Origin of the sequence: Bifidobacterium sp. ESL0745 (genome assembly GCF_029433335.1) — a bacterium.
GTDB lineage: Bacteria > Actinomycetota > Actinomycetes > Actinomycetales > Bifidobacteriaceae > Bifidobacterium.
In genome coordinates, this window is sequence record NZ_JAQTHX010000001.1 from 905,394 (window position 1) to 932,075 (window position 26,682).

Annotated in this window: 21 protein-coding genes; 10 read left to right on the forward strand and 11 right to left on the reverse strand. The window is 54.0% G+C overall.

Annotated features, from left to right (window positions below; genetic code table 11):
• Positions 1-9: 9 nt before the first annotated feature.
• The gene (gene guaA, locus PT275_RS03490) at positions 10-1,572 is read right to left on the reverse strand and encodes a glutamine-hydrolyzing GMP synthase (RefSeq protein WP_277152369.1); all 1,563 of its coding nucleotides are present in this window, start codon (positions 1,570-1,572) and stop codon (positions 10-12) included.
• 445 nt (positions 1,573-2,017) lie between these two features.
• On the opposite strand from guaA, the gene PT275_RS03495 reads away from it, so the two are divergent.
• From PT275_RS03495 to PT275_RS03505, 3 genes are all read left to right on the forward strand, one after another.
• Positions 2,018-4,498, forward strand: coding sequence for a phosphoketolase (locus PT275_RS03495; RefSeq protein ID WP_277152371.1), 2,481 nt, complete (start codon positions 2,018-2,020; stop codon positions 4,496-4,498).
• A gap of 194 nt (positions 4,499-4,692) precedes the next feature.
• On the forward strand, positions 4,693-6,375 hold the full coding sequence (gene pta / locus PT275_RS03500) for a phosphate acetyltransferase (protein WP_277152373.1): 1,683 nt from the start codon (positions 4,693-4,695) through the stop codon (positions 6,373-6,375).
• A gap of 524 nt (positions 6,376-6,899) precedes the next feature.
• Positions 6,900-8,129 carry an acetate kinase gene (locus tag PT275_RS03505; protein ID WP_277152375.1) on the forward strand — a complete coding sequence of 410 codons (1,230 nt, stop codon included), beginning with the start codon at positions 6,900-6,902 and terminating at the stop codon, positions 8,127-8,129.
• Positions 8,130-8,230: 101 nt separating this feature from the next.
• Here PT275_RS03505 and PT275_RS03510 read toward each other — a convergent pair whose 3' ends face one another.
• From PT275_RS03510 to PT275_RS03520, 3 genes are all read right to left on the reverse strand, one after another.
• Positions 8,231-9,814 carry a 3-phosphoshikimate 1-carboxyvinyltransferase gene (locus PT275_RS03510; protein WP_277152378.1) on the reverse strand — a complete coding sequence of 528 codons (1,584 nt, stop codon included), beginning with the start codon at positions 9,812-9,814 and terminating at the stop codon, positions 8,231-8,233.
• A 196-nt stretch (positions 9,815-10,010) separates the two neighbouring features.
• Positions 10,011-11,768 carry a hypothetical protein gene (locus tag PT275_RS03515; protein WP_277152381.1) on the reverse strand — a complete coding sequence of 586 codons (1,758 nt, stop codon included), beginning with the start codon at positions 11,766-11,768 and terminating at the stop codon, positions 10,011-10,013.
• Between the two features lie 76 nt (positions 11,769-11,844).
• The gene (locus tag PT275_RS03520) at positions 11,845-12,906 is read right to left on the reverse strand and encodes a hypothetical protein (RefSeq protein ID WP_277152384.1); all 1,062 of its coding nucleotides are present in this window, start codon (positions 12,904-12,906) and stop codon (positions 11,845-11,847) included.
• Between the two features lie 346 nt (positions 12,907-13,252).
• Between PT275_RS03520 and PT275_RS03525 the strand changes: the two genes are divergently transcribed.
• Positions 13,253-14,053, forward strand: coding sequence for a MerR family transcriptional regulator (locus PT275_RS03525; protein ID WP_277152386.1), 801 nt, complete (start codon positions 13,253-13,255; stop codon positions 14,051-14,053).
• A 118-nt stretch (positions 14,054-14,171) separates the two neighbouring features.
• Here the strand turns inward: PT275_RS03525 and PT275_RS03530 are convergent, their stop codons facing one another.
• Positions 14,172-15,245, reverse strand: a complete 1,074-nt coding sequence (locus tag PT275_RS03530) for an EcsC family protein (protein WP_277152388.1) — start codon at positions 15,243-15,245, stop codon at positions 14,172-14,174.
• A gap of 444 nt (positions 15,246-15,689) precedes the next feature.
• The gene (gene yaaA, locus PT275_RS03535; RefSeq protein ID WP_277152391.1) at positions 15,690-16,457 is read right to left on the reverse strand and encodes a peroxide stress protein YaaA; all 768 of its coding nucleotides are present in this window, start codon (positions 16,455-16,457) and stop codon (positions 15,690-15,692) included.
• Between the two features lie 352 nt (positions 16,458-16,809).
• Between yaaA and PT275_RS03540 the strand changes: the two genes are divergently transcribed.
• A complete protein-coding gene (locus PT275_RS03540; RefSeq protein ID WP_277152394.1) occupies positions 16,810-18,264 on the forward strand; it encodes a catalase in 1,455 nt (484 codons plus the stop codon).
• 243 nt (positions 18,265-18,507) lie between these two features.
• Here PT275_RS03540 and PT275_RS03545 read toward each other — a convergent pair whose 3' ends face one another.
• Complete coding sequence (locus PT275_RS03545; RefSeq protein WP_277152396.1) at positions 18,508-19,524, reverse strand: MsnO8 family LLM class oxidoreductase; 1,017 nt, start codon at positions 19,522-19,524, stop codon at positions 18,508-18,510.
• Positions 19,525-19,802: 278 nt separating this feature from the next.
• Here PT275_RS03545 and PT275_RS03550 point away from each other — a divergent pair, with 278 nt between their 5' ends.
• The 3 genes from PT275_RS03550 to PT275_RS03560 all read left to right on the forward strand — a co-directional run bounded on the left by PT275_RS03550 (position 19,803) and on the right by PT275_RS03560 (position 21,849).
• The gene (locus tag PT275_RS03550) at positions 19,803-20,363 is read left to right on the forward strand and encodes a TetR/AcrR family transcriptional regulator (protein WP_277152398.1); all 561 of its coding nucleotides are present in this window, start codon (positions 19,803-19,805) and stop codon (positions 20,361-20,363) included.
• A 41-nt stretch (positions 20,364-20,404) separates the two neighbouring features.
• A complete protein-coding gene (locus PT275_RS03555; protein WP_277152400.1) occupies positions 20,405-20,827 on the forward strand; it encodes a hypothetical protein in 423 nt (140 codons plus the stop codon).
• Positions 20,828-20,910: 83 nt separating this feature from the next.
• Positions 20,911-21,849 carry a methyltransferase gene (locus PT275_RS03560; protein ID WP_277152402.1) on the forward strand — a complete coding sequence of 313 codons (939 nt, stop codon included), beginning with the start codon at positions 20,911-20,913 and terminating at the stop codon, positions 21,847-21,849.
• 95 nt (positions 21,850-21,944) lie between these two features.
• Here the strand turns inward: PT275_RS03560 and PT275_RS03565 are convergent, their stop codons facing one another.
• On the reverse strand, positions 21,945-22,355 hold the full coding sequence (locus PT275_RS03565) for a cupin domain-containing protein (RefSeq protein ID WP_277152404.1): 411 nt from the start codon (positions 22,353-22,355) through the stop codon (positions 21,945-21,947).
• A 125-nt stretch (positions 22,356-22,480) separates the two neighbouring features.
• On the reverse strand, positions 22,481-23,344 hold the full coding sequence (locus PT275_RS03570; protein WP_277152406.1) for an aldo/keto reductase: 864 nt from the start codon (positions 23,342-23,344) through the stop codon (positions 22,481-22,483).
• Positions 23,345-23,717: 373 nt separating this feature from the next.
• Here PT275_RS03570 and PT275_RS03575 point away from each other — a divergent pair, with 373 nt between their 5' ends.
• Positions 23,718-24,158: a GNAT family N-acetyltransferase gene (locus tag PT275_RS03575; protein ID WP_277152408.1), complete on the forward strand. Its 441-nt coding sequence runs from the start codon at positions 23,718-23,720 to the stop codon at positions 24,156-24,158.
• Between the two features lie 167 nt (positions 24,159-24,325).
• Here PT275_RS03575 and PT275_RS03580 read toward each other — a convergent pair whose 3' ends face one another.
• Both PT275_RS03580 and PT275_RS03585 read right to left on the reverse strand, forming a co-directional pair.
• Positions 24,326-25,066 carry a Fic family protein gene (locus tag PT275_RS03580; RefSeq protein ID WP_277152410.1) on the reverse strand — a complete coding sequence of 247 codons (741 nt, stop codon included), beginning with the start codon at positions 25,064-25,066 and terminating at the stop codon, positions 24,326-24,328.
• Positions 25,059-25,244 (reverse strand): hypothetical protein, encoded by a 186-nt coding sequence (locus PT275_RS03585; RefSeq protein ID WP_277152412.1) that lies wholly within the window; start codon positions 25,242-25,244, stop codon positions 25,059-25,061. The genes PT275_RS03580 and PT275_RS03585 overlap by 8 nt, the downstream gene beginning before the upstream one ends.
• 483 nt (positions 25,245-25,727) lie before the next feature.
• On the opposite strand from PT275_RS03585, the gene PT275_RS03590 reads away from it, so the two are divergent.
• The gene (locus PT275_RS03590) at positions 25,728-26,645 is read left to right on the forward strand and encodes a CPBP family intramembrane glutamic endopeptidase (protein WP_277152415.1); all 918 of its coding nucleotides are present in this window, start codon (positions 25,728-25,730) and stop codon (positions 26,643-26,645) included.
• Positions 26,646-26,682: the final 37 nt, after the last annotated feature.

Genomic DNA, 26,682 nt, shown 5'->3' on the forward strand with positions numbered 1-26,682 from the left:
ATCTGAACATCACTCCCACTCGATGGTGGCCGGCGGCTTGGAGGTGCAGTCAAGCACCACACGATTGATGCCACGACACTCGTTGGTGATGCGCGTGGAAATCGTGGCGAGCACATCATAGGGCAGACGGTACCAGTCGGCGGTCATCGCGTCGTCGGAGGAAATCGGGCGCAGCACGATCGGAGAGCCGTACGTACGTTCATCGCCTTGCACACCTACGGAATGAACATTGGCGAGCAACACCACCGGGCACTGCCAGATGTCTCGGTCGAGACCGGCCTTGGTCATTTCCTCACGGGCGATGGCATCGGCTTCACGCAACAGGTCGAGACGCTCCTTGGTGACCTCGCCGATGATGCGGATGCCTAGACCCGGACCCGGGAACGGCTGGCGCCACACGATATTGTCCGGCAGGCCGAGCTTGGTGCCGATGGCACGGACCTCGTCCTTGAACAAACTGCGCAGCGGCTCGATCAGCTTGAATTTGACATCCTTCGGCAGACCGCCGACGTTGTGATGCGACTTGATGTTGGCCGCGCCATCACCCCCGCCGGATTCGACAACGTCCGGATAGAGTGTGCCTTGCACCAGGAACTTGACTTCCTTGCCGCGGGCACCGGCCTCTTCGAGCACCTGTTTCTGCGCTTTTTCAAAGGTTCGAATGAATTTCTCGCCAATGATCTTGCGCTTGCGCTCCGGTTCGGTAACACCTTTCAGAGCCGTCAGGAACTCCTCGGAAGCGTCCACTTCGATGAGACGGATGCCAGTGGCATCTATGAAATCATGGCGGACCTGCTCGGCCTCGCCCTTACGCAGCATGCCATGGTCGACGAAAACGCAGGTGAGCTGGTCGCCGATGGCCTTGTGGACCAAGGTCGCCGCAACGGCGGAATCCACACCACCCGAAAGACCGCAGATGACTTCGGCGTCACCGACCTCTTCACGGATCTTCTTGACTTGTGTGTCAATGATGTTGTCGGCATCCCAATCGCTGGGCAGATCCGCGCACTTGTGAAGGAATGTGGAGAACAGTTCGTCGCCAAGCGGGGTGTGCTTGACTTCGGGATGCCACTGCACGCCGTAGAGCCTTCGGGACTCGTCCTCCATCGCAGCCACCGGTGCTCCCTCGGTATGAGCGAGCACCTTGAAACCCTTCGGCGCTTCTTCGACGGCCACACCGTGGCTCATCCATGTCGTCTGTTCTGCGGGTGAACCGGCCAAAACGCCCTCGGCATCGTCAATCACGGCTTCGGTCTTGCCGTATTCGCCAAGCGCCGCCTTGTCGACCTTGCCACCCAACTCGTTGGCCATGACCTGGAAGCCGTAGCAGATACCAAGCACCGGCACCCCAGCGTCGAAGATCTTCTTGTCGATGCCCGGAGCGCCGGGCTCGTAGACAGAAGCCGGGCCACCTGAAAGGATGATGGCCTTCGGGTCCTTGGCCAGCATCTCGTCCACCGGCATGGAATGCGGCACCAATTCGGAATAGACATGCGCTTCGCGCACGCGGCGCGCGATAAGCTGAGCGTATTGCGCACCGAAGTCAACGACAAGCACTGGACCTTTTGCCATGGATTCTCCCTATAAATATTACCGGTATGAAACAGATACAAAGTAGTGTCCATTCTCGTGGTTCAAGGCGACAAAATCAAGTGTTTTCCTGGTTCAAGCGGAACAAACAAAAAACAACAATACAAAAAACAACACGCCGCGTGAACTTTCTGTGAATCGAACATCGATAAGCGTTGATAGACCGAGGTTTTTGGCTCAGTTTCAACGTTTGCAAGTCGTTGCATTACGTTCGAAAATCTCACAAATTTTTTGTAGAATAAAACATTATCTAACAAAAACATCTCAGAAATGCACATAGATGCAAAAAAACGTCCAAAAGGTCTGAGTCGGCACGTAAAATCAACATCGATTGGGCACGAACCCTGAACATCAATAGTAACAAGGGTTTGCGCCTGAAGAAAATAATCAATTGCACACAAATGTGTACAGGAGTACAGGAGCATAAATGACTAGTCCTGTTATTGGCACCCCGTGGAAGAAGCTCGGCAAGCCGGTTTCTGATGAGGCTCTTGAAGGAGTCGACAAGTATTGGCGTACCGCCAACTATCTTTCCATCGGTCAGATTTATCTGCGTAGCAACCCTCTGATGAAGGAACCCTTCACCCGCAAGGACGTCAAGTACCGTCTCGTGGGTCACTGGGGCACCACCCCTGGCCTGAACTTCCTGTTCGGCCACATCAACCGTCTTATTGCTGATCACCAGCAGAACACCGTATTCATCATGGGCCCCGGCCACGGCGGCCCTGCAGGCACGTCGCAGTCCTACCTCGACGGCACCTACACCGAATATTATCCGAACATCACCAAGGATGAGACCGGACTGCAGAAGTTCTTCCGTCAGTTCTCCTATCCTGGCGGCATTCCTTCCCACTACGCACCGGAGACCCCGGGCTCCATCCATGAAGGCGGCGAACTCGGTTACGCGCTGAGCCATGCATACGGCGCCATCATGAACAATCCAAGCCTCTTCGTGCCCGCAGTGGTCGGCGACGGCGAAGCCGAGACCGGCCCGCTGGCGACCAGCTGGCAGTCCAACAAGCTTGTCAACCCCCGCACCGACGGCATCGTTCTGCCGATCCTGCACCTGAACGGCTACAAGATCGCCAACCCATCCATTCTTTCCCGTATCCCCGATGAAGAGCTCCACGAGTTCTTCGAGGGCATGGGCTATGAGCCTTACGAATTCGTCGCCGGCTTCGATGATGAGGACCACATGTCCATTCACCGTCGCTTCGCCGACATGCTCGAAGAGGTCTTCGACAAGATCTGCGACATCAAGGCAAAGGCGCAGACCGACGATATGGATCGTCCGACCTACCCGATGATCATCTTCCGCACGCCGAAGGGCTGGACCTGCCCGAAGTACATCGACGGCAAGAAGACCGAAGGTTCCTGGCGCGCTCACCAGGTGCCACTGGCCAGCGCCCGCGACACCGAGGCCCACTTCCAGGTCCTCAAGGGCTGGCTCGAATCCTACAAGCCGGAAGAGCTCTTCGATGAGAAGGGCGCCATCCGCCCCGAAGTCACCGCGTTCATGCCCAAGGGCGAACTGCGTCTGGGCCAGAACCCGAACGCCAACGGCGGCCGTATCCGCGAGGATCTGAAGCTCCCCGATCTCGACGCTTACGAAGTCAAGGGCGTCAAGGAGTTCGGCCACGGCTGGGGTCAGCTCGAAGCCACCCGTCAGCTGGGCAACTACACCCGCGACATCATCAAGATGAACCCGGATTCGTTCCGTATCTTCGGACCTGACGAAACCGCGTCCAACCGTCTGCAGGCCGCCTATGAGGTCACCAACAAGCAATGGGACAACGGCTATCTCTCCGAGCAGACCGATGAGCACATGGCCGTCACCGGCCAGGTCACCGAGCAGCTTTCCGAGCACCAGATGGAAGGCTTCCTCGAAGGCTATGTCCTGACCGGCCGTCATGGCATCTGGAGCACCTACGAGTCCTTCGCCCATGTGATTGACTCCATGTTGAACCAGCACGCCAAGTGGCTCGAAGCCACGGTTCGCCACATCCCATGGCGCAAGCCTGTCGCTTCGATCAACATGCTGATCTCCTCGCACGTGTGGCGTCAGGATCACAACGGATTCTCCCACCAGGATCCGGGCGTGAGCTCCGTGCTGCTCAACAAGACGTTCAACAACGATCACGTTGTGGCCGAGTACTTCCCCGCCGACGCCAACATGCTGCTGGCCGTCGCCGAGAAGTCCTTCAAGTCCACCAACAAGATCAACGCCATCTTCGCCGGCAAGCAGCCTGCCGCCACCTGGCAGACCCTTGACGAGGCTCGTGCCGAGCTCGAGAAGGGCGCAGCCGAATGGAAGTGGGCCTCCACCGCCAAGAACAACGACGAAGCGCAGATCGTACTCGCCTCCGTCGGCGACGTCCCCACGCTGGAGACCATGGCCGCCAGCGAGAAGCTCAAGGAATTCGGCATCAAGTTCAAGGTCGTCAACGTTGTTGACATCCTGAAGCTGCAGAGCCCCAAGGACAACGACGAGGCCCTTTCCGACGCCGAGTTCACCGAACTCTTCACCGCCGACAAGCCGGTTCTCTTCGCATATCATTCCTATGCCCACGACATCCAGTCCATCATCTTCAGCCGCCCGAACCACGACAACTTCAACGTTCACGGCTACAAGGAGCAGGGCTCGACCACCACGCCGTATGACATGGTGCGCGTCAACGACATGGACCGTTACGAGCTGACCGCCGAGGTGCTGCGCACCCTCGACGCCGACAAGTACGCCCATGAGATCGACAAGCTGGAGCAGTTCCGCAAGGACGCTTTCCAGTTCGCCGTCGACGAAGGATACGATCACCCGGATTACACCGGTTTCGTGTACTCCGACGTGAAGAACCAGGACGCCAAGGCGACCGCAAAGGCTGCCATGAGCACCGGTAGCGACAACGAGTGAGCTGATTCTCATTCGGTTATGCTTGACGTAACCACGTAATAAAAGGGACATCGGGTTTCGACCTGATGTCCCTTTTGTTGTTTATGGACTCGATAGAAACCAATGAACTCGTCACACCTTCGCATAAAATGGAGGTGATCGATATCGTTGTTGATCACAAAGATCGTGCGCATAATGCACAAAGGAGTTACATCGTGACAAACGAAGTCATTTATATCGCAAGTCCTGAAGGCAAGAACGGCCGCAATGTAGTGGCCTATGGTGTTGTGGAAGCCCTCGCCGCGCAAGGTAAGACGGCGGTGTTCCGTCCGGTGGCATGCAAAAAGGAGGACTTCACCGACGAACTGCTCAAGGCGGCCAATGCCGGTCAGTCCATCGACAATGTTCGCGCTATTTGCCCCAAGTGCGCACGCAAAGACAAGAGCACCGCACGCGGTGATATCGTGGCCGCGTACAGCGCCGAGCTGGAACGCACCGATCCCGATGCCATGGTCATCGTCGGCAGCGACGGTTCCGCCGTATACGACCCGGAAGCGTTCACGTTCAACGCCGAAATCGCTTCAGACCTCAAGGCCAAGACCTTCCTGGCCATCTGTACCATTCCCCGTAACGGCGAACAGGTGAAAGCCAGCGTCGACGTCTGCACGGCTGAAGTGGAACAGGCCGGCGGAAAAGTCGCCGGAATCTTCGTCACCGGTTGCACCGATACCAAGGCGGCCGACGCCAAGGAAGCGTTGAAGGACTCCCCCGTACCGGTCTGGACCATTCCCGCCGTAGAGTTCCCATCCGACACCGATCCCGATGCCGCCGACAAGGCCGCCAAGGCGTTTGCCGACAACGCGCCGGCCAATGAGGTCGTGGCTGCCGCCCGTGCCCCATTTGAGGCCCCGACCACTCCGTATGCCTTCCAGAACGACCTGCTGGTCAAGGCCAAGGCCGGCAAGAAGACCATCGTGCTTCCCGAAGGCTCGGAAGACCGCATCATCAAGGCTGCGGATTATCTGCTGCAGCGCGACATCGTCAAGCTTATTATCGTCGGCGATAAGAATGCCATCCTTGCCCGCGGCAAGGAACTCGGCCTCAATTCGCTTGACAAGGCCTCTTACCAGCCGATGGATGATGAGGAAGTCTTGAAGCCGATGGTCTCCAAGCTTTGCGAACTTCGCGCCAAGAAGGGCATGACCGAGGAACAGGCCCGCAAGCAACTGACCGACCCAAGCTACTTCGGCACCATGCTGGTCGTGCTTGGCAAGGCCGACGGCCTTGTCTCCGGTTCGATCAATTCCACTGCCAACACCGTTCGCCCCGCGTTGCAGGTCATCAAGACCAAACCTGGTGCTTCGCTGGTTTCCGGCGCGTTCCTGATGTGCTTCAAGGACCATGTCGCCGTCTTTGCCGATTGCGCTATCAACCTCAACCCGAACGCCGAGCAGCTGGCCGACATCGCCATCCAGTCCGCCGACACCGCACGTGCCTTCGGTGTGGATCCCAAGGTGGGCATGCTCTGCTACTCCACCCTCGGTAGCGGCAAAGGCCCGGATGTCGACCTGGTCGAGGAAGCCACGAAGCTCGTCCACGAGAAGGCTCCGGATCTGCCGGCCGTCGGCTCGATCCAGTTCGACGCCGCCTGGTCGCCCACTGTGGCCGCCACGAAGGCCAAGGGCAACGACGTGGCAGGTCATGTCAACGTCTTCGTCTTCCCGAGCCTTGCTGCCGGCAACATCGCCTACAAGGCCGTACAACGCACCTCCGGCGCCATCGCCATCGGACCGGTACTGCAAGGCCTCAACAAGCCCGTCAACGACCTCTCGCGCGGTGCCTTGGTAGAAGACATCATCAACACGGTAGCCTTGACCGCCGTAGAAGCTCAGCAGTAATGATATAGATTCCTTAGAGTACGGAAAAGTTTGATGATTACATTACTTTAAGTGGTTGGTCGTTGGAGGCTGGGATAAACTTTCACGGGACACTCAAGGCCGTTCGGCCAAGCTTACGCCCGAGAAAGTTCATCCCAGCTTCCAACTCATGTTCCGACAGAATTTATTCGAGTTGTTATTCAAAGAATTGAAATCTCTATTTGATTAGTTGGGGGTTTGGATAAACTTTCTGTGACGTAAGACACGGCCGTGCAAAATCATAGATTTTGTCTTCGCGCGATTTACGCGCTCACTTCGCCTACAGGCAATCCACTGGATTGCCCGCTTAACGGCTCAGCCGCAGTGTCCCGTGAAAGTTTATTCCAACCCCACACGACCAACTACGAGACTGCAGATACAGCTAAAAACAAGCCAAACCTAAACTGAATTCAGGAATATCTTTGTAACAGCTCTTGAGTAAGCTAGAAACTTGGTAGCCGTGGTAACATCCACGGGTCAATTAATCTATTTGGAGGATGCACACAATGGCGAAAACCGTCCTTGTCATCAATTCCGGTTCCAGCTCAATCAAGTATCAGCTGGTGGATCTCGAAAACGGAGAAGCTCTCGCAAGCGGCCTCGTAGAGAAGATCGGCGAACCCATCGATGGCCATTACAAGCACGAATACAAGGGTGAGAAGCACGAGCTCGAGGAGCCCATCAAGACCCACGCCGACGGCTTGAAGCGCGTCCTCGGTTTCTTCAAGGAATACGGCCCTGATCTTCAGGAGTCCGGCATCGTCGCTGTCGGCCACCGCGTGGTGCAAGGCGGCTCCGTCTTCCCGCAGCCGGCGCTCGTCAATGCCAAGACCATCCAGCAGGTCAAGGACCTCGCCGTACTTGCCCCGCTCCACAACGGCCCTGAGGCCACCGGCGCCGAGGTCATGGAACAGCTTCTGCCTGATGTCCCGCAGATTTTCGTCTTCGATTCCTCCTTCTTCTTCCAGCTGCCGAAAGAAGCCAGCACCTACGCACTGAACAAGGAAGTCGCGGAGAAGTACAAGATTCGTCGCTACGGCGCCCATGGCACCAGCCATGAGTACATCGGCTCCGTCGTCCCCGGCATTGTCGGCAAGCCCGCCGAAGGCCTGAAGCAGATCGTGCTGCACATCGGCAACGGCGCTTCCGCCTCCGCGCAGATCTCCGGCCGTCCGATCGACACCTCGATGGGCCTGACCCCGCTTGAAGGTCTGATGATGGGCGGACGCACCGGTGACATCGACCCGGCCGCCGTCTTCCACCTCATCCGCAATGCCCACATGAACGTGGACGAGATCGACGAGCTCTTCAACAAGAAGTCCGGCATGACCGGCATGACCGGTTACGGCGACATGCGTGAGGTCGATCGCCTCATCAGCGAAGGCAACGAGGACGCCATTCTTGCGATGGACGTCTACATCCACCGCATCGTCGGCTACATCGGCAACTACACCGCCCAAATGGGTGGCGTCGACGTCATCACCTTCACCGCCGGCGTCGGCGAGAATGACAGCAACGTGCGTGCCCGCGTCTGCGAGCGTCTCGCGCCGTTCGGCGTGAAGCTTGACAAGGCGAAGAACGATGCCCGTTCCAAAGAACCGCGCATCATCTCCACGCCTGACAGCTCAGTGATCATCGCCGTCATCCCCACCAACGAGGAGCTGGCGATTGCTCACAAGGCCGACAAGATCGCCACCGAAGGCAAGGACAGCTACGGCAACGTCTTCAAGAAGTGAATCTGTTGTGTTTCGTTGGATTTTAAATCCTGCGTAAACGGAAAGGCCGGAACCGAATATTTCAATCGGTTCCGGCCTTTTCATATCCATAATCGGATGTTTCAGGCGTCAAGCATGTTCCGCCACATCCCCGGAAAATCGGGAATGGTCTTGCGCGTGGTGGCAACGTTACGAATGCGGGTATTGGGCACAACCAAGCCGATCATCGCTGCGAAGGTCGCCATTCGATGGTCAGCATACGTTTCCATGATCTTACCATGCAATTGGTCGTGAGCCACTGGTGTGATGGCTAGCCCATCCGGCAATTCCTTGGCTCCGGCACCAATGCGGGTGATTTCCGAGACAAGCGCGGCCAGACGGTTCGTCTCATGACCACGCAAATGGCCGATGCCGACGAGCTCACTGGGACTGTCCGCCAACGTCGCCAAAGCGGCGATGCTAGGCGTTATCTCCCCTGCCGCCGACAGATCGAAATCATTGCCCAGCCCGTGAATCGAACCGTTCATCGACACCGTCAACGTCCCGTTCTTGGGCACAGAACCCTGATTGCGCCGATGTACATCCGCAATGACATCATCAAATGGCTGTCCGTCCAAGGTGACACTTGCACCCATTTTCTGCAGGATATCGGGAAGCAGACCTCCAGGCTGGGTGGTGGAAGTCGGCCAGTTAGGGACGCTCACTCGACCGCCGGCAATCATCGCGGCACCGAGGAATGGCGCGGCATTCGAAAGATCCGGTTCGACCACTACCCCATCCGGCAATTGCAAATCTCGATGTGCCACACACCAGTGGCCGATTTCAGGCATGTCGACCTGTCCACCTGCACCATTGACATCGGCCATGGTCATGCGGATGTGCGGCATGCTGGGAAGCTTGTTGCCGGTGTGCCTCAAATCCAAACCATGCTGCAGACGCGAGCCAATCAACAGCAGGCTGGAAATGAACTGAGATGACGATGACGAATCAATCGCAACCTTTGCCAGCCCAGAGTTCAACGAGCTGTCACAATTACTTGAAAGGCTCAATTCTCCATGATTTTGCTGCCCAGCGTCGGATTTCTCGGTTTTCGGGGGTGTAATAGTGAACGGCAGGAAACCTGCCTTGCCTTCGTATTCAATCGAGGCACCCAACTGCTCAAGCCCATCGAGCACCGGATGCATCGGACGTGCATAGGCTTGCTCATCACCATCGAAACGCACCGGACCATCAGCGAACAGCGCCAGACCCGGCACGAAGCGCATCACCGTACCGGCAAGGCCGCAGAAAACGGTGACATTGCCATTGAACCGGCCATTTGCAGGAGGTGTCACCGTGACGCGAGTTTCCTCATCCTTATCGAATTCGACACCGACTCCGAGCGTTCTCAATGCAGCGGCCATCAGTTCGGTGTCACGCGAGCGCAATAGGCCCGCAATAGTAACGGGCTTGTGCCCCAAGGCGGCCAAAATCAGGTACCGATTCGACAGCGACTTGCTCCCGGGAATCACCACTGTGGCTTCCAACGACCGAACAGCCACAGGCGCAGGCCAAGGGTCAGGCGGATCAACCGCCTCGGCATACGAAGTTGTACCCGCATACCCGGATTTGCCACTTCCTGATAGTCCACGGCCGGACGTGCCACCATCAGCACGATCACGATAACTGCCGTCTTGCTTGTCATCAAAGACTTCAACGCTTGTCATAGAAGAAATTTTAAAGGGACTCCCCTACACCTTTTTCTTCGAGACGTGGAAAATGACCTTGGATATCCATCATCTGCCTTATGCGTTGCCCACCCCAAAGCATCCCACCCGCAACCGTGACATCACATGTCACACGCATATCATGAAATTGGATCAGTTCGACCAAACCCAAGACGCGACCATGAACACGTTTCCATCAATCATCCCCGTAACCGCCGCCCTGCAATTGGTACAGCGCGCCCGACGCCCCGGATTGGGTACGACTATTGGCGAAGGCGTGGGTGTATTCGTCGAATATCCGCTCACGTTCACCGACCTGGTCGTAAGTCAGTTGATGGCCCAGTTGCTCGTATGCCTTGCTTTGTTTGCCAGCCTCGGCATCATGGTAAGAGCCAAATGCCTTCATTTTATCAATGACTGAGCCATTCTTGTCCAGATTGGCCGTCATCTTGGTGACCAGCCGGTGCAAGCGCTGGTCTTGGGGATTGTCCAGCGGCTTCAACACCGCACGGCAGGAATCAAGAGCGCCAATATAAGTGGCATAGGTCGGATCCGACTCATCAAGCTGGGGGAACGTGACGCACACCGATTTGGCTTGGGAAACCGGAAGCATCGTTGGAATGTATGCGCCAACGGTCACTTTTTCCTTGTCGTATGCGGTCACGAAATCCTTGAATGGCCGGTAATCCCCGTTCCCGCTCGCGCTCAATTGGTCGGCGAGCGTCTGATTGGCCTTGTCCGCAGTACTAATTACATCATTGATGTCATCGATATCGGCCTGTTCCAGATTGCCCATGCCTTTGAAACTGCGATCATAGACCGTCGAATCCATCAAGCTCCATCGTTTGGCCACCTCGGCCATGGCATCGGTGATCTTCTTTGCCGTATCCCCCTTGAACGCCTTGCCCGGACCCTTGGGGAAACCTTCATGCACACTCTTTTCCCAGTCCTCGGCGCTTTTCTGCGACTGGGCAACATCATAGGCGCGGTCGAAGGCCCAATCGAGATGCAGCGCATCACGTTTTTTCTGCAAAGCCCAGCTGTACCGGTAGCTATAATCCTGCACTCTGGTGGAAATATCGATACTCTTGTTAAGCTGGTCTTCCTGTTGTTCAACGGATCTGTCGTTTGTCGCACTTGCATGGAGCACAGCGAGCTGCCCGGCGGCCTTGCCGCTTTCTTCCAATGCGCCGGTAACGGAGGAAACGAACGTTTTCATGGCTTCGTCATCTGAGCCGGACAGTGGTTGCAACGCCGCGGTGCATGACGCCGAATGCTTGTCGTAACTTTGTTTCTCGGATTCGCCACCGAATATGTAGGTCCAGGATTCGCCGCAGGCCTTGTTCACCGCAGACAGCGCCTTGGCTTTTCCGACAAAATCGTTCAGGATTGTCTTGTCGGCCTGTGTGGCCTTCGTATAGCGGTCAAGTTGCCGCTTCACTTCAGCGTTGTTCATGATTGGCAGGCTTGCAAAGGCGGCGTTATCCTTGTCGGTTTTGTCGATTAGCGAGGTGAGCTTGGCGATATCCTTATCGCCGGTTTGGGAACCGGTGGCCAGACTCTCCAGACTGTAGACGAGGTGGCGGTGATCGTCATGGATGTCTTCAATCCCCTTGCTCACTTTGTCTACGGGCACGGGATCCTTGTGATGCGTATCAGGGTTAGCGATATGTCGCAATTGGCTGGAACCCTGCAATGATGACGTTATTGTCCTGATGAGCGGATTCGCGGTTACAACCAGCGCCACGACGACGACTATACAGACGATAAATACTACTGCCTTCGATTTCCCAGACCGAAGACGGCGCCCATCCGACGGTGCCCACGCAACCTGATCGGAACCTGGGGCACCGTCGGCAGACACCGAGCTGGATGTCGCGATGTCGTCATCCACGTCAGAGAAAACCTGATCATTGCCTTGGTCAAAAGGCTTTTGCCCTGTATCACGCCCCATAATCAACCCCGTTCAATGACAATCTTCTTTCAACACCGTACCATTCGGCGCTGCAGCTTCCGAAACATGCGAACGCCTAATGTTTCGAGACCATGTTCCAGATGGCTGTAGACAGATCCGGATCACCGCTGTCTTTGTCGTCCGCATCATTCATCCCCTTCGTCAATGTCTGGAGAGGCTTGACCGTTACTTCGCGTTCGTTTTCTTCGGTTTGAGACAGCGTGCGCTCCAGATTGTCGTAACGTTCCTGCTGGTTGGAGGAGAATTGGTCACTCGGCCCGAGCGCTTGTATGGCCGCATAGGCCTCACTGGTCTTGGCGGCATAAGCGTTCCACGACGCCTTATAACTCGCCACGTCAGCGTTTTTCACGTCCGGAATCGCATCGACGGCGGCCTTGCAAGTTGTCAGATAATTGCTCTGCTCCGACCAGGTAGGGTCCATGGGCACGTACAGCGGCGTCTTCCCGCAGATACGATTGGCTTGGGAAGCGGCAGGAGCCACCGTCATGATGTCACGCGCATAGGCGATCTTGCGTTCATAACGTGCTTTATATTGTGTGAATGCTTTTTTCACACCGACGTTGTCCATCGCCGGCAGCTTTTCGAATTCCCCACCTACCTTTTCGACCTTGGCGATGCTCTTGGCCACGGCATCCACGTCGCTTTGCTTGACACTTTGCCTATCCGCCGTGGTCATATCATCAATCAGGTCACGCAATTTGGAGTCCATGTCGTATGTGGCACGATTCAGGTCCTGACGTTTGTCTTCCGCGTCGCATTGGACCTTGCCTTGGCATATCGGCATCGGATGCCTTGCCTCGTTGATTTTGGAAATGGCGACAAGCACGCCGACCACGACTACGACAAGAACGATGACAATCAGCACGACACAAAGAGCAACCTTAAGCACATGCGCGCCCCCGCTGTGACCGTTGCCTCTGGCTGCTTTGCGATAGGCCGCCCGCCGCCTTCTCTCCTCACGTTTGAGCAAACGTTGCGTACCGTCGTCATCGGCAACGTCGGACCAAGAGTCATCAACATCTTCGAATACCTTGGGGTCCGACGACATTGACGTGGACGACATATCACTGGAGAAATCTATTTGGTCATCCTGGCCTTTATCGTTTTTTGCAAACATTTTTCTCCAACTCCACCCGACTTTATCTTCTCTGCCTTCGAAAAGTCCACTATGAAAACTTCTCCGGAAACAAGTCCTGATAATTCATGTTATTGCAAGGCAATAACCTTGGCACCGGCGAAGAGAAACGTCTGATGCCACCAACAAGCGAGGGAGAATCCGGCCGACTGATCGATACCGTCTACGTCTGATCAATTATCCCTCAATAGTAATAAAAGCAAGCGGCAACTGCTCCTAAAAATCTGCGACACGCCGATGGTTGTTGACCCTGACATATTGTCAGGGCATAGCTTTTCTCTTGCGACCGGCAAACCGGCCGCAGACAAGACAACGAAAGAGGAACGGAATGCACGGGACAAACGCAGCTAACACTCGTTGGACACCGGACAAGCCATTCGGCCTGACCATTGGCGAAGTCTCAATGATGTTCCACGTCAGTGTACGCATGCTTCGGCACTGGGAAGACCTCGGTCTGCTCACTCCGGCTCGCGATGCCAGCGGGTACCGGGTCTACTGCCCCGGCGATCTGAACCGCCTCCGCCGTCTGCTCGTCTACAAAGAGCTGGGTGTACCAGCCACGCGCATCGGGCGGCTGCTCGACGCGCCGGCGCCAGTTGTCATCAAGGAACTCAAAGCGGGACGGACCAACCTCGAAAAGAAGCTGCGGCATTTGCAGCAAACCCTTGAAAACATCAACCGGCTCATCGACATGGCAGAGAAAGGAACGACCATGGCAAATGCAGAAACACTCGACCCAAGGCAAAGCGAGGCCAAGGACCGTTGGGGTGACACCAAGCAGTGGATGGAGTTCGCCGAACGGCAGACCACGATGGACGGAAAGACCAAAATGCAGAAAGAACAACGCATGCGCGACGTTGAAGCAAAACTGGCCGACGCCAAGCGTCGGGGCGTGGAACCTGGCAGCGATGAAGCCAACGCGTTTGCCGAAGAACACCGAGCGTCACTTTACTATTACGAGGTCAGCCCATCCATGCAGGTCTGTCTGGGCCGGCTGTACGTCGCCGACCAGCGTTTCAAGAAACACTATGACGACATCGAACCGGGACTCGCCCAGTGGCTTCACGACATCATTGATGCCAACGCCAAGACCCAAGGTATCGATCTAGACAATGTGCAATGGGAGTAGACGGTAGTTGGGGAAATGGAAGGCAAACCAATTAACTGGTTTGCCTTCCATTTCCCCAACTAATACAAAATCTCAAATCATCGATTTATTTAATGAATAATCACAAAAACAAAGCCCATTACTCATCTTCAACAACCACGTTGATGACATCACCATCACCGGTCTCGCCGGTGATCTCATTAATACGATCTTCTTTCTCGGTAAGGAAACGTTTGTGATAGAAGATGTCAGCATATTGCAAAACACTGCTCATCTGTCCAGAATCCACAAGTGCACTAAAACCAGCGGATAGAATCGGCACGGCTTTATCGATCGTCTTAAGAGTTAAACCTCTTCCAATCTGTTCGAACATAGTCTTGAAAATACTGTTTTCCAATCCATTTTTACCCGCTTTTTGTAACGCTTTTTTAGCAGCCACATTCGCAAGTGCTCTCATCTGAACGAGCAATAAAGCAGGACCACCTTTGTCGGCCATCGCAACCCAGCCTTTTTTAGAGGCTTGTTTGATTCCTTGTGAAGCAGAAATTGTCATAAATTTTGCGACAAAATCAGACACATCGGAAGCACCTGTAGCCACACCTTTAGGATTCAAAGCATCTGAAAAGACGCTGCTGGCTATATACAATTCACTGGGATCATTTTTCACGTCATACCCGTATGCCATCGCCACTGTTTGTACGGCACGATATTCAAGAAATGTAATAAATACAAAACTTAAGGGAATTCCCGCCACACCTATCGCTCCCGTTCCAGCACCCTCAGCAACCGCCGCCACAATATTATGCGAGGTGTATTTGTTCGCCGCCTTACTGACGTCATAACTTCTCATAAAACAAATATCATCGAGACAACTTATCGTTTCTTGGTTCAACACAGCATTGAGGTTCTTTACAATAGTTGTCTCATCAACACTGTATTTAGCGGCTTGTTCCTCGAGAGTATGAAAACCTTTTGAAGCTATTTCCATCGCCCTCTTATAGATTTCCTGTTCGGAAATATCATCTTTTAGAGTGGAGGCTTTGTTTTTTATATTTTCCGGTATGCGCTCAACAATCTTTTTACCTGCCTGAGCGATATGTCCTGGAGTCGTCAGCTTTTCAAACCTTTTGTTCAATTCCTCAAACTCATTGCATTCTTTGACATCCAATATTGGATCTGGCACCGTTGGTGTTTTTCTACTTTTCTCTTCCATAACCGACTCCTTTAGCGGTCGAGATGAGTATTTTCTAAAAATGATAACATTTCAAACAGGCATTATAAATGACATTGTTTGAGCAACAAGAAGCATTTCAGTGTGACAATTACACGACTACAAGGGAAAACTTATGACAAGCTCATACAAAGCCATTGATATAGGCCATAAATTCGACAATAGTGAAGACGTTTGCAAATATTTTGATATGGACATCCCATCTATAATCTGCGAGAATAAGCCGATAGTAAGGTGAATCTGACCTTGACCGGACGGGTGATGGAACGTTTGGACAGCGAAGCTGGCAACATCATGATAAACCGTAATACACTAATCAATGTTTGACCCGTTGAGCGTATCGATGACGAAGACAGTCAGCGCCGGCTTGTTTATTAAAAATCCTGGCTTCCCGATTCTACTCGTCATAAACCTATGCGGACAGTATCAGAGCCCAGTCGGCACTAAAACAAGACGACAAATATTATCTTCTGCCTCGACACTCACCATACCGAGGGTGCGGGCGACCTCATCTACGGGTTGAGTTGGGGCGTCGAGTAGGGCTCTCGTTAGTAAGCCTCGGTAGTGCTTGGCCATGTGCGAGATAGTTTTGCTTTGGGAATTGGCGATGCGGACATCCCACCATTGGACATTGTTGTTTGACTGATTTGGCTTTGTGACACGATAAAGTTCGGATCGCAAATCAACCGCGACATTATCGTTATCACCGGAGCTTATTGACGAGTTTCGGATTCCCCTATCATTATCAACTTTTGCTCGATTCGGACTCCACTGCGCAAACTGCTTGCGCCAGAATGACTTTAACGGACCGACGCCGGGAAGCGAGACGTTCATCGAAAGACGATAGGAGGGTATCAAGTCCTCGCCTGTGGTCACGCCGAATAAACCTGAGAAGATCAGCACGTCATCACCCTTGTGCAACTGCGCCGCCTCGTATAGCACGCCTGTATACACCTCGCGCGCCGGTGCACAGGGTGCCGAAAGAATGTCACATTGCGCGACAATTTCATGGGCACCCTTGGCCCCGACCTTCAATATTCTGGCTGCGTCATCACGTTTCGATACTTCAATTAACGCTGAGAGAACCGCTCCTCTGGCTTCGTTCAGTTCTGGGAAAGACAGACGTTCCAAGTCGAACGTCGGGCCTCCCCTGGGTGTGGCCTTGCCTTCGGACGGCGGTAAAAGGAGATGCATGATCCCAAGTCTATCGAACCGGCGATCCCAAACTCAACATGAATCGAGTCCGCACCGTCGAGACAAACGGAACATCGTCTGCAAACACCACATTGAACATTCGAATCAATTAACGAACTTTTGTAAGCCAACAATCAGCCTTTAGAACCGCTACAAACGTTTTCAACACGTTCACTAGTTGTAAATCCAAATCCAATTTAATGATCCCAGAACTTCTGTAAATAAACGAAAATCACAATGTAAAGACTTTACAGACAAAATGTCGCAAAGCCCACAAAACGATATAAAACCATTGTTTTATGCAAATGAAATTGTTATCTTCTTCTTACATTGCCACAAAATAAGGAGTTTCATGACCAACAATCTCAATACCGCGTCCGGCCAGCCTTGGGCCGACAACACCCATTCGCAGACCGCCGGCGTGCGCGGCCCGGTGCTGCTACAGGACTACCAGCTGGTCGAAAAGCTCGCCCACTTCAACCGCGAGCGCATCCCGGACCGCGTAGTGCACGCCAAGGGCGCCGGTGCTTACGGCACCTTCAAGCTCACTCGCGACATGAGCGAATACACGAAGGCGGACGTCTTCAACGGCGTCGGCAAGAAGACCCCGATCTTCCTGCGCTTCTCCCAGGTGGCCGGCGAGCTCGGCTACCCCGACACCCTGCGCGACGTGCGCGGCTTCGCGTTGCGTTTCTACACCCAGCAAGGCAACTACGACATCGTCGGCAACAACACGCCGACCTTCTTCATCCAGGACCCGCTGAAGTTCCCCGACTTCATCCACTCCCAGAAGCGCGACCTGCGCACCCACCTGCGCAATCAGACCCGCCAGTGGGATTTCTGGGCGCACTCCCCCGAGAGCGTGCACCAGGTCACCTATCTGATGGGCGACCGCGGCAACCCGGCCAGCTACCGCACCATGAACGGCTATGGCAGCCATACCTTCAAGTGGGTCACCGCCGACGGCACCGCCTTCTGGGTCAAGTACCACTTCATGAGCGAGCAGGGTGTGGTCAACATGAGCGAAGAGACCGCCACCAAAGCCGCCAGCGAAGACACCGACTACCTGCTGCACGAGCTCTTCGACGCCATCGAGTCCAAGAACTACCCGTCCTGGAAGGTCTGCGTGCAGATCCTGCCTTACGAAGAGGGTCTGAACTACAAGCACGACATCTTCGACATCACCAAGGTCGTCTCCCACAAGGACTACCCGCTGATCAAGATCGGCGAGTTCACCCTGAACCGCAACCCCGACAACTACTTCGAGGACGTCGAGGAATCCGCGTTCGCGCCGGCCAACTTCGTGCCGGGCATCGAGCCAACACCTGACAAAATGCTGCAGGGCCGCCTCTTCGCTTATAAGGACGCCGCGCGCTACCGCCTCGGTGCCAACTACGAACAGCTCAAGGTTAACCGCCCCATCAATGGGGTACACAACTACGAGCGTGACGGCAACATGACCAACAACGCGCAGGATGGCTCCGTTGACTATGAGCCGAACAGCTTCGACGGCCCGACCGAGGACACCTCCGCCCGCAACCACGGCGACCAGCTGGAAGGTAAGACCGGAAACTATGCCGCCTACGAGCCCGACAACTTCTCTGCCGCCGGCGCGCTTTACAATGTGCTGAGCGAGGAAGAGAAGCAGCGTCTGGTCGCCACCATCGCCTCCAACCTAGGTCAGGTCGAAGGCGAGCATGCCGAAGAAATCAAAGTCCTCGAGACCAAGCAGTTCTATCAGGCCGACCCCGATTACGGCACCCGCGTTGCCGAGGCGCTCGGGCTGAATCTTGACGACATCAAGTGAAACGGAGCAACTGACCTGACGCGTTCAATGCGAGTCTGAACAGTTCAGAGTGGAGTCCTTCTTGTGTACAACGCATGAGGAGGGCTCCACTTTTGTATGTTCACACCATCAAAATCCTTCAAGGATATTTGGAAAAATAAAAGGTATCCCTCTCAGCTCTTGGCGAGGAATACCTTTTGCGATATTCAGGCTATCAGCCGACAGAACTCGTCGCTGACAGCCTGAGTCCAATTCCAATGCGGTTTACAAGTACATTTCAGCCAAATACTTGTATGTGTTCTTGCGCGCTTCAAGGCTGTAGACCGGAACATGAACCATTAGCTCGTCAATCTGGTAGGCGGCGATTTCATCGTCCAAAATCTCCTTGACCTGCTGCTTTGTGCCCTTAATCAGTATCCGGTTATCATAGGCGTGCTTCAAGCGTTCCTCATCGGATTCGGTATAGACATACGATTCGGCCCTATCCGGAGACACCAACGTGGCTTGCGGATGGCCGAGCGTCAAATACGACAGTTCAAATGACTTCTCATGGCGGCGCAGCTCCTCCTCGGTTTCGGTGATGAGCACCCGGTAGTCCATACTCACGATTGGACGGTCAAAGAAGACGCTCGGTTTGAAGGATTCACGGTACTCGCGGAAGACGCTCGGCGAAATGCCAGGGTTGTAGCCGAACCATTTCACGAAGCTGTAACCTAGACCAAGCTGCGCGGCTTTCAACGCCGACTGCCCGCTTGACCCCAGCATCCATGGCTCCGGCACGTCTTCACCGGTGTTAGGAGCCGCGAAAACATTACGATACAGCGGACTGGCCTCGGTGGCCTGCGTGTCCTTGAGCAGCGCAAGGATATCGTTGATTTTGCCGTACATCTGCGGGTCCCGGTCCAGCTGCGACTGACCTTCCGACAACGCCATGATTTCCGCAGGCCCGCCGCCCGGAGCCCTGCCCAACCCCAAATCGATGCGTCCAGGAGCGATGGCTTCGAGTGTCTTGAAGGTTTCGGCGATTTTCAACGGCGAATAATGCATGATCATGGTGCCACCGGTGCCAAGCCGGATATTCTTCGTGGCAGCTGCATAGTAGGCTACCAGCAGTTCCGGCGCGATGCTGGCACTGGCCGGGAAACCATGGTGCTCGGAGAACCAATAGCGGCTGTAGCCAAGGCTTTCAACATATTGAACAAGCCCCTTGGTCTTTTGCACGTTCTCTTTCGGCGTTTCCCCGGTGTTGAGCATCAACAAATCATGAACGGCTAATCTCAAGGCTGGTCTCCCATCTGTTACTCGTATAGGAACATTTTCAATGTTGCGCTATAGTGGAATTTCTTTGCAACATCAATAACCAAACCGGTCAGACAGCTGCATTTCCTTATTTTCAACGCTACAACAATCAAGACGCAGGAATCAATGATTTCCGCTTTAGCCCGAAAAGATGCCGTTCCTAACTCAAGCGAGCTTATCGAACTTGGACACCAGGAGATAAGAAAACTTGAAATCCATAGTTTTTGACTATTCGTTCAAAAACTGGTATAGTGCCAGGTATGGCAAGACCAAGAAGTTTTGATGAACACAAGGTGCTCGAACAATGTCGCGAGATTTTCTGTATGCACGGCTACGACGCCACTTCGATCGATGACCTCGTAGCCGCTGCCGGGCTGAAACGCGGGAGTCTCTACCAGGCGTTTGGCAGCAAACGCGGGGTGTTTCTGAAAGTATTGCAAGGAACATTGGACGCTACTACGACCGGGAGCAGGGTAGCAGACAAATCTGAAACTGACGGGCATGATGAAATTCCTGCCGAAACCACTTCCGTTCCAGACCGATCCGCATCTACCGAAAAAATTATCCGAGCCGAACCGCAATCCCCCACAAACAACCTATTCTCGAAGGATGTTCTGAACCTTGTCACCATCGCCTGCTTGGAACTTGCACCACATGACGCGAAGGTCCGCGACACCATCGCACAGTGGCAATCTCTGATTCCGCCCGAACAAGCCGCACTGCTATCGCAAGCCCTCGGAGACAATCTGCTTAACCGTGCGGGCATTGTCGCAGGGCAGACAACAGACTCAATCAATTCAATCCGCATATATCCGAATTAATCAAACTTTTTAAAACCAAGATCACAAAAGGAAGTATCACTATGTCCGAAACACAGAATAAGCAGGAAAACGACAACGACGCAAGCCGTAACGATTCTAGGAATACGGGTAGCAACACCGTAACGATCGAAGGAAGGACCCTGAAAGTCGTGCCGAATGGTCTTAACAAACTTTGGTCGTTCAAGGGCAATCTCGAGATTCCGCTGAGCCACGTGGCAGGCGCGACGCTCGACCCCGGATTCAACATGTCCGGACGCCGTGCGTTCCGCAATCCCGGCCTAGCCACTCCCGGCAAAAAAGCCGGAACGTTCAAGTTTCCCGACGGAGACACTGAGTTTTGGAACATTGCCCAGCCCGAACAACCGCTGGTCGTTCAGCTGCACGATGAGAAATTCGACCGGTTGGTTCTGGGCATAGCCGACCCGAGACAGGTTGCAGATGCCATCAATGCTGCGATTGAATAAAAGACCGGGCTACGATATTCAATCGGTTTCCTGATAAGCTTGTCTCTATTGAAAAGAGACAACCGGAAGAAAGCCGATTATTTATGACTGCCAATGTTGACAACCCACAGGCGCAGGATCCCGCGAAACGCGATTCACAGGAGATCGAAGACAATCGCGAGAATTGGGACGACCGCGCCGCAGTCCATTTCAACGGCAGCTACGGGGATATTGACGCGCGGATCAATGCCTCTCCCTTGTCAAATCCCATCGTCCGGCGCGATTATGAAGTCCTGAAACCGTACCTGCCAAATCACTCAGTCGAAGGCCAGCGGCTGCTGCATTTGCAATGCCATATCGGCACCGACACTGTCTGCTGGGCCCAGCTGGGCGCGAAAGACGTCTGCGGGCTGGACTTCTCCCCCGCCTCGCTGCGTTACGCCCGTCAGATAGCCAAAAAGGCCGGAGAAGATATCACCTATGTTGAGGCCGACGCTCGTAAAGCGGCCGAAGCACTTCCCGGCAAACAATTCGACGTCATTGTCACCAGTGTCGGAACGGTGACGTGGCTTCCGACGTTGGATCAATGGGCGCAATCCATCTCCAAGCTTCTCGCCCCGAACGGCGTCTTCATGATCCGCGACAACCATCCGCTGCAGTTTGCGCTCGGCGATGACGGCTTGAGCATTGGCAACAGCTACTTCCCGGGCACCGAGGATTCGTACGATACCGAAAACACCTACACTCTGGCACCTCAGAACGAAGATTCCGACAACACCAATTCGGACAAGCCCGAAAACGAAGGCTCAGCAACACCGAAAATCACCCATACCCACAACCACAACTGGGCCCATGATTTCGATGAGATGACCACGGTGCTGATTGACGCTGGCCTACGCATTGAGAAGATCAGCGAATACGACATCTCCGACTGGCAGGCGACGCCGCTCCTCGAATTCGATGAACAAGACCAATCGTGGCATATGCCGCAAGGTTATCCGAAAATTCCACTTACGTTCTCCATTGTGGCGCGAAAAGCCTGAGCTGCATAATGATACCCACAAGTTCTACCAAGCCATCGACTACACGCTAGATAAGCTGCAGACACAATTCGGTAAAAGGCTGAAGTAAGCAGCGGTCAGTTCAGTTTGGCGTATTCTTCTGGGTCGACCGGTTCAAGCCACTCGTTCGAGGCGCTTTCCTGCGGCACCATCACGGCTACGTGAGAGAACGGTTCGTTCGGGCTGGCGCCGTGCCAGTGCTTGGTTTCCGGAGGCACGACCACCACGTCGCCGGGGCGCAGTTCGCGCACCGGCTCGCCCTCGAACTGGCAGTATCCGCGCCCGCCGACGGCGATGAGGATCTGCGTGGCCTTGTGGTGAATATGCCAATGGTTCCTGCAACAGGCCTCGAAGGTCACGTTGGCGACCCTGGCCTGATCCGTGCCACCCAGCGGGGCATTGTAGCTCTGGCCGTCAAAATACTGGGCGTAGGCATCGTTGGGATGACCCATCGGGAACGGGCTTGGATTCGTAAATGTTGTTGCCATTTTCTTTTTCTCTTTCTATCGAAATTGTTCGTAAGTGATATGCGACTCGGTTTATTAGCCTTCCGATAAGCTAAGTCAGATATCAATCGAGGTATCTGCAATTGCTGATAAAGCCGCCGGCACAATCAGCGGCCACTAAACACCGGGAAATCGCTGGCCTCGCCGTAATCTTTGACCTTCGGCATATTGCGCAGTGTCTGCATGTCTTCGGTGCTGATGCTGAAATCGACTTCGGCGTTGGCCCTGATGTGCGCTTCGGAAGAGGCCTTGGGAAGCGGCAACGTGCCAAGTTCCAAACAGTAGCGAATCATAAGTTGCGGCACCGAGACATCGTAACGTTCCGCCATCCTGGTAAGCGTCGGGTTGCCCGCCATCTCACCGTGGGCAATCGGCGAATAAGCCTCAACCAAGATGTCGTCTTTCTTCGCGGTGTCCAGCAGGTCGAAGCGCGTATTACCCACGTGCGTGAGCAGCTGGTTGACCACCGGCTTGATCTCGCCGTGCTGCAGGATGTTGTCAAGGTCGACGTCCTCGAAATTCGAGACGCCGATGGCACGCACGTTACCGGCCTTCACAGCTTCCTCCATCGCCCGCCATGCCTCAAGATTACCTTCGAAGCAATGGTCGCCCTCATGGAAGTGGCTCCACGGTTCGGGTGCATGGATGAGCAACAGATCGATGTAGTCGACGTCGAGGGCCTTGAGCGAGGCCTCAATGGAATCCTTGGCGGACTGGTAATCCTTGTGTTCGGCCCTTACCTTCGTGCTGACGAACACATCCTCGCGCTTCAAGCCCGAGGCGCGAACACCTTCGCCCACGCCACGCTCGTTCTCGTATGCCTGAGCCGTATCAACGTAACGGTATCCGCACGCGAGCGCCGTCTGCACTGCCGCCCCGGCCTTGTCATCATCAATCAGCCAGGTCCCGAATCCCAGCTTGGGAATTTTCACCCCGTTGTTCAATGTGTAATCTTCGTCGAGTATTGTCATCTTTGTTCCTTTCGAATCGCATCTATCGTCGTATAACGACATCTATCGCCAACTATAAAAACTTCAAGTGCTTGAACACCAAATTACGCCAGCAAAGTATTGGTCAGGTTCCGTCTATCGAGGCAACGGCAACCGCTTCCTCCGCCTGAATTTCGTCTGCCCGCCCGCCATGCTCTAGGACGGACTGCACAGACTAAAGGAATCCGTGGAAAGTTACAAAACTACCAACCATCAGAAAATAACGAAATCAGCAGATAAAAACTAAAGGGATATTGTTGCATCGACAGTATTTCGTGCTCACTAGGGAATTTGAAGACAAACCCACGAAACAATAAACACGGATCATTGATACGGACGTTCTAAGATTGCTGGTATGTGTGAAATTTCCATACGTCAAGCCGTCAGAAACGATGCGGCCGCACTGCAGAAGCTCAATAAGAACTGCCTCGGATATGACTATCCCCTTGACCGCACGAGTGAGCGACTTGCCGAGCTGCTGGCTAATCCGGATTGTCGCATTTTCGTCGCCGAAAAGAACGGGAATGCTGTCGGCTACGTTCAAGCCAATACTTATAAGGCGACTTATGGCGACCCTGCGGTCAACGTCATGGGACTTGCAGTTTCGCAGGACGCGCGCGGCAACCACGCAGGACGTCGACTTATGGAAGCCGTCGAGGCCTGGGCGCGCAACATCAATGCCAAAGAGGTGCGGCTCAACTCCGCCGAATTCCGCAAGGACGCCCACAAGTTCTATCAGGCCATCGGTTACACGCTAGACAAGATGCAGACCAGATTCGGAAAACGGCTCCGTTAGTGTGCATCGTATTTATCAAAACGTGACATTCAACAAAACTATTCGAATGTTCCTTCGACACGGCCGGCACCTAGTACTTTGCCATCCAACTCGGCTGCGAGTCTACGATAAGATGCCATCGGCCCACGATTGAATTTCCGACCCACAACAAAAGAAGCATCGTTCAGCTATTTTTCTTTTCTTTCCTTGTCGATATAGAGCTGATACAGTTTGGCAGACTGTGTCTCATCGATTCGGATTCCACTAGTTTGAGACGGCACATATTCCCCATGACTCAATGCCTGTAGATCAGGACCAGCGACAAGAGGCTCATCCAGAGGTTTGACAATCGTGTCGAACATTCGCTTAAGCAATGACAGGTCATCATCGTGCATAGCAGCGATTGATGCTTGATCATTGAAACTCTTTGTCACCAAGCCCCAGTCAAAATGCCAACCGGCATCATGAGCCACCAGTTCCCAGAAAATTCGTTGTGCACGTCCGTTGCCTTCACGAAAAGGATGCAGGTTGTTGAGATTGTCATAATTGACACTCAACCGCTGAATGAATGTCTTGCGGTCCATGCCCTTTAACATGGCATCTTTTTGTAAAACAGACTCAACATGGTGCGACCCGGTCGCCAGAAAAGCCACTGGCAGGAACGTTGAACCTCCCTTGGAGATATCGACGGTACGAAATTCACCGGCCCATGGATAAACTTCGAAGAATAACGACCGATGGATAGAACATAGCTGGCTGATTGTTCCTTCAGCATGCAACTGCTTGCTACGCAAAATAGCACTGGAATAAGTAACAAGCATACTTTCAGCGTGCAGCAAATCCTTCTGAGTCTTTGCACCAACCAGATTTTTCAGGACATCAGTGCCAGCAATAAGATATGGATCAACAAATCTGCCGCATTCAGGCATGGGCTAGATCCCGCCGGACACGGTCTTTAACTCGTTGGCCCCATTCCTCAACATCTATTTTGCCGAAAATGTATTCTTTCGCGTCGGCCATAAATTGCTCATCAACGTGTTGCCCTTCCATCTCAGTGGAATGAACGGCTTGATACACGTCTTGCGCACGCTTCTCGACAACAGTCATAGCGCCAGCATCTTCCTTTCAGAACAACACATCTCGAATAAATCCAGATTATCTCATCAAAGGTATATCAACTTGGGAAACTTGTATCGTTTAGATTGTTCCTGTCTTCAATTTTTAGAATCGAAATCCCCTTATACGCCGGCCGATAAAACAATGCCGGAGGAATACCCCCGGCGACTTGGAGCCTCTCCCTTTCAGAGTGAAGCAATATTCATTTTGACAGAAAACACCGTAATACGCAAATTATCTAAAATGACATATACCAGTAACTTTATGGCTCATTATCAATAACTATGTTGTCGTTTCAAAGGAGAAGATCTTCCAACAGTACCCACGAAACTTAAAATTGAATCTGGTTTACAAAGCCGGATAGGGATAAGCCAGCAAACGACGCTAAAAGCGACTACACAACAGTCCCAGAATTTCTCAATTTCGGAAAGCTTGCTGATATTATTCAGAAGTAGCATTTTTGTTGAGAGGAGCATGATGCTGACGCCAGACCACGAGGACGTGAAAACCGGAAAGAAGCAGGCCGCTGCCCGGACGCTGGTGCATTTTCTCGCCTTCATCCTGATATTCCTTGTGCTCTATGTGCCCGCCTTCATGCTGGTCAAACATGTTCTGCACATCCAGCGCCACGCCAGCGGCGAGAACCGTTGGATGCAGTCCATGTCGGTATCGGCCCCGCTGGAAGTCGCGGCGGTCGTCATCGCCTACCTCGTAGTGGTGATGTTGCTCGAAAAGCGCAGAAACCCTTACGAACTGTGGCTCTCCCGGCTCCCAGGCCTGCTGGTCGGAATGCTCGCGGGCTTCGGTGTCATTGCCCTGTGCGTCGGTATCCTCTTCCTTACCGGCAGCTATCACGTCATCGACTTCAACCCGGACTACTCGCCGTGGATGGATATCTTCGTCATGGGCGTCTGCGGCGGCATCGGCGAGGAAATCGCGTGCCGCGGCATCATCTTCAGGCTGCTCGAGGAATGGATCGGAACCTGGGGCGGCGTTCTGGTTTCCGCTCTGCTGTTTGGACTCATGCACCTGAACAACCCCGGAGCGACGCTGTGGGGAGCACTCGCCCTCGCGATAGAGTCCGGCGTACTGTTCGCGGCCATTTACGCATGGACCAGATCATTGTGGTGGGTCATCGGCTTCCATGCCATGTGGAACGTCGCCGAGGGACCGATATTCGGTTCCGTCGTCTCCGGCACCGGCAAGCAATCGTCATGGCTCATCGCGAGTTGGCAAGGCCCCGCGATCCTGACCGGCGGCGCTTTCGGCTTCGAAGCCAGCATCGTTCCAGTCGTGGTGTGCGGTGCGATTGCGATGTTTCTCTTGGTGTTTCTACAGAAGGAAGGAAAAATGGTAAAACCTTTGTGGAAACGAAGCATAAGCAGCCTATAAACGAACAGCAAAGATTATCTAAACTCACTCCTCGCTA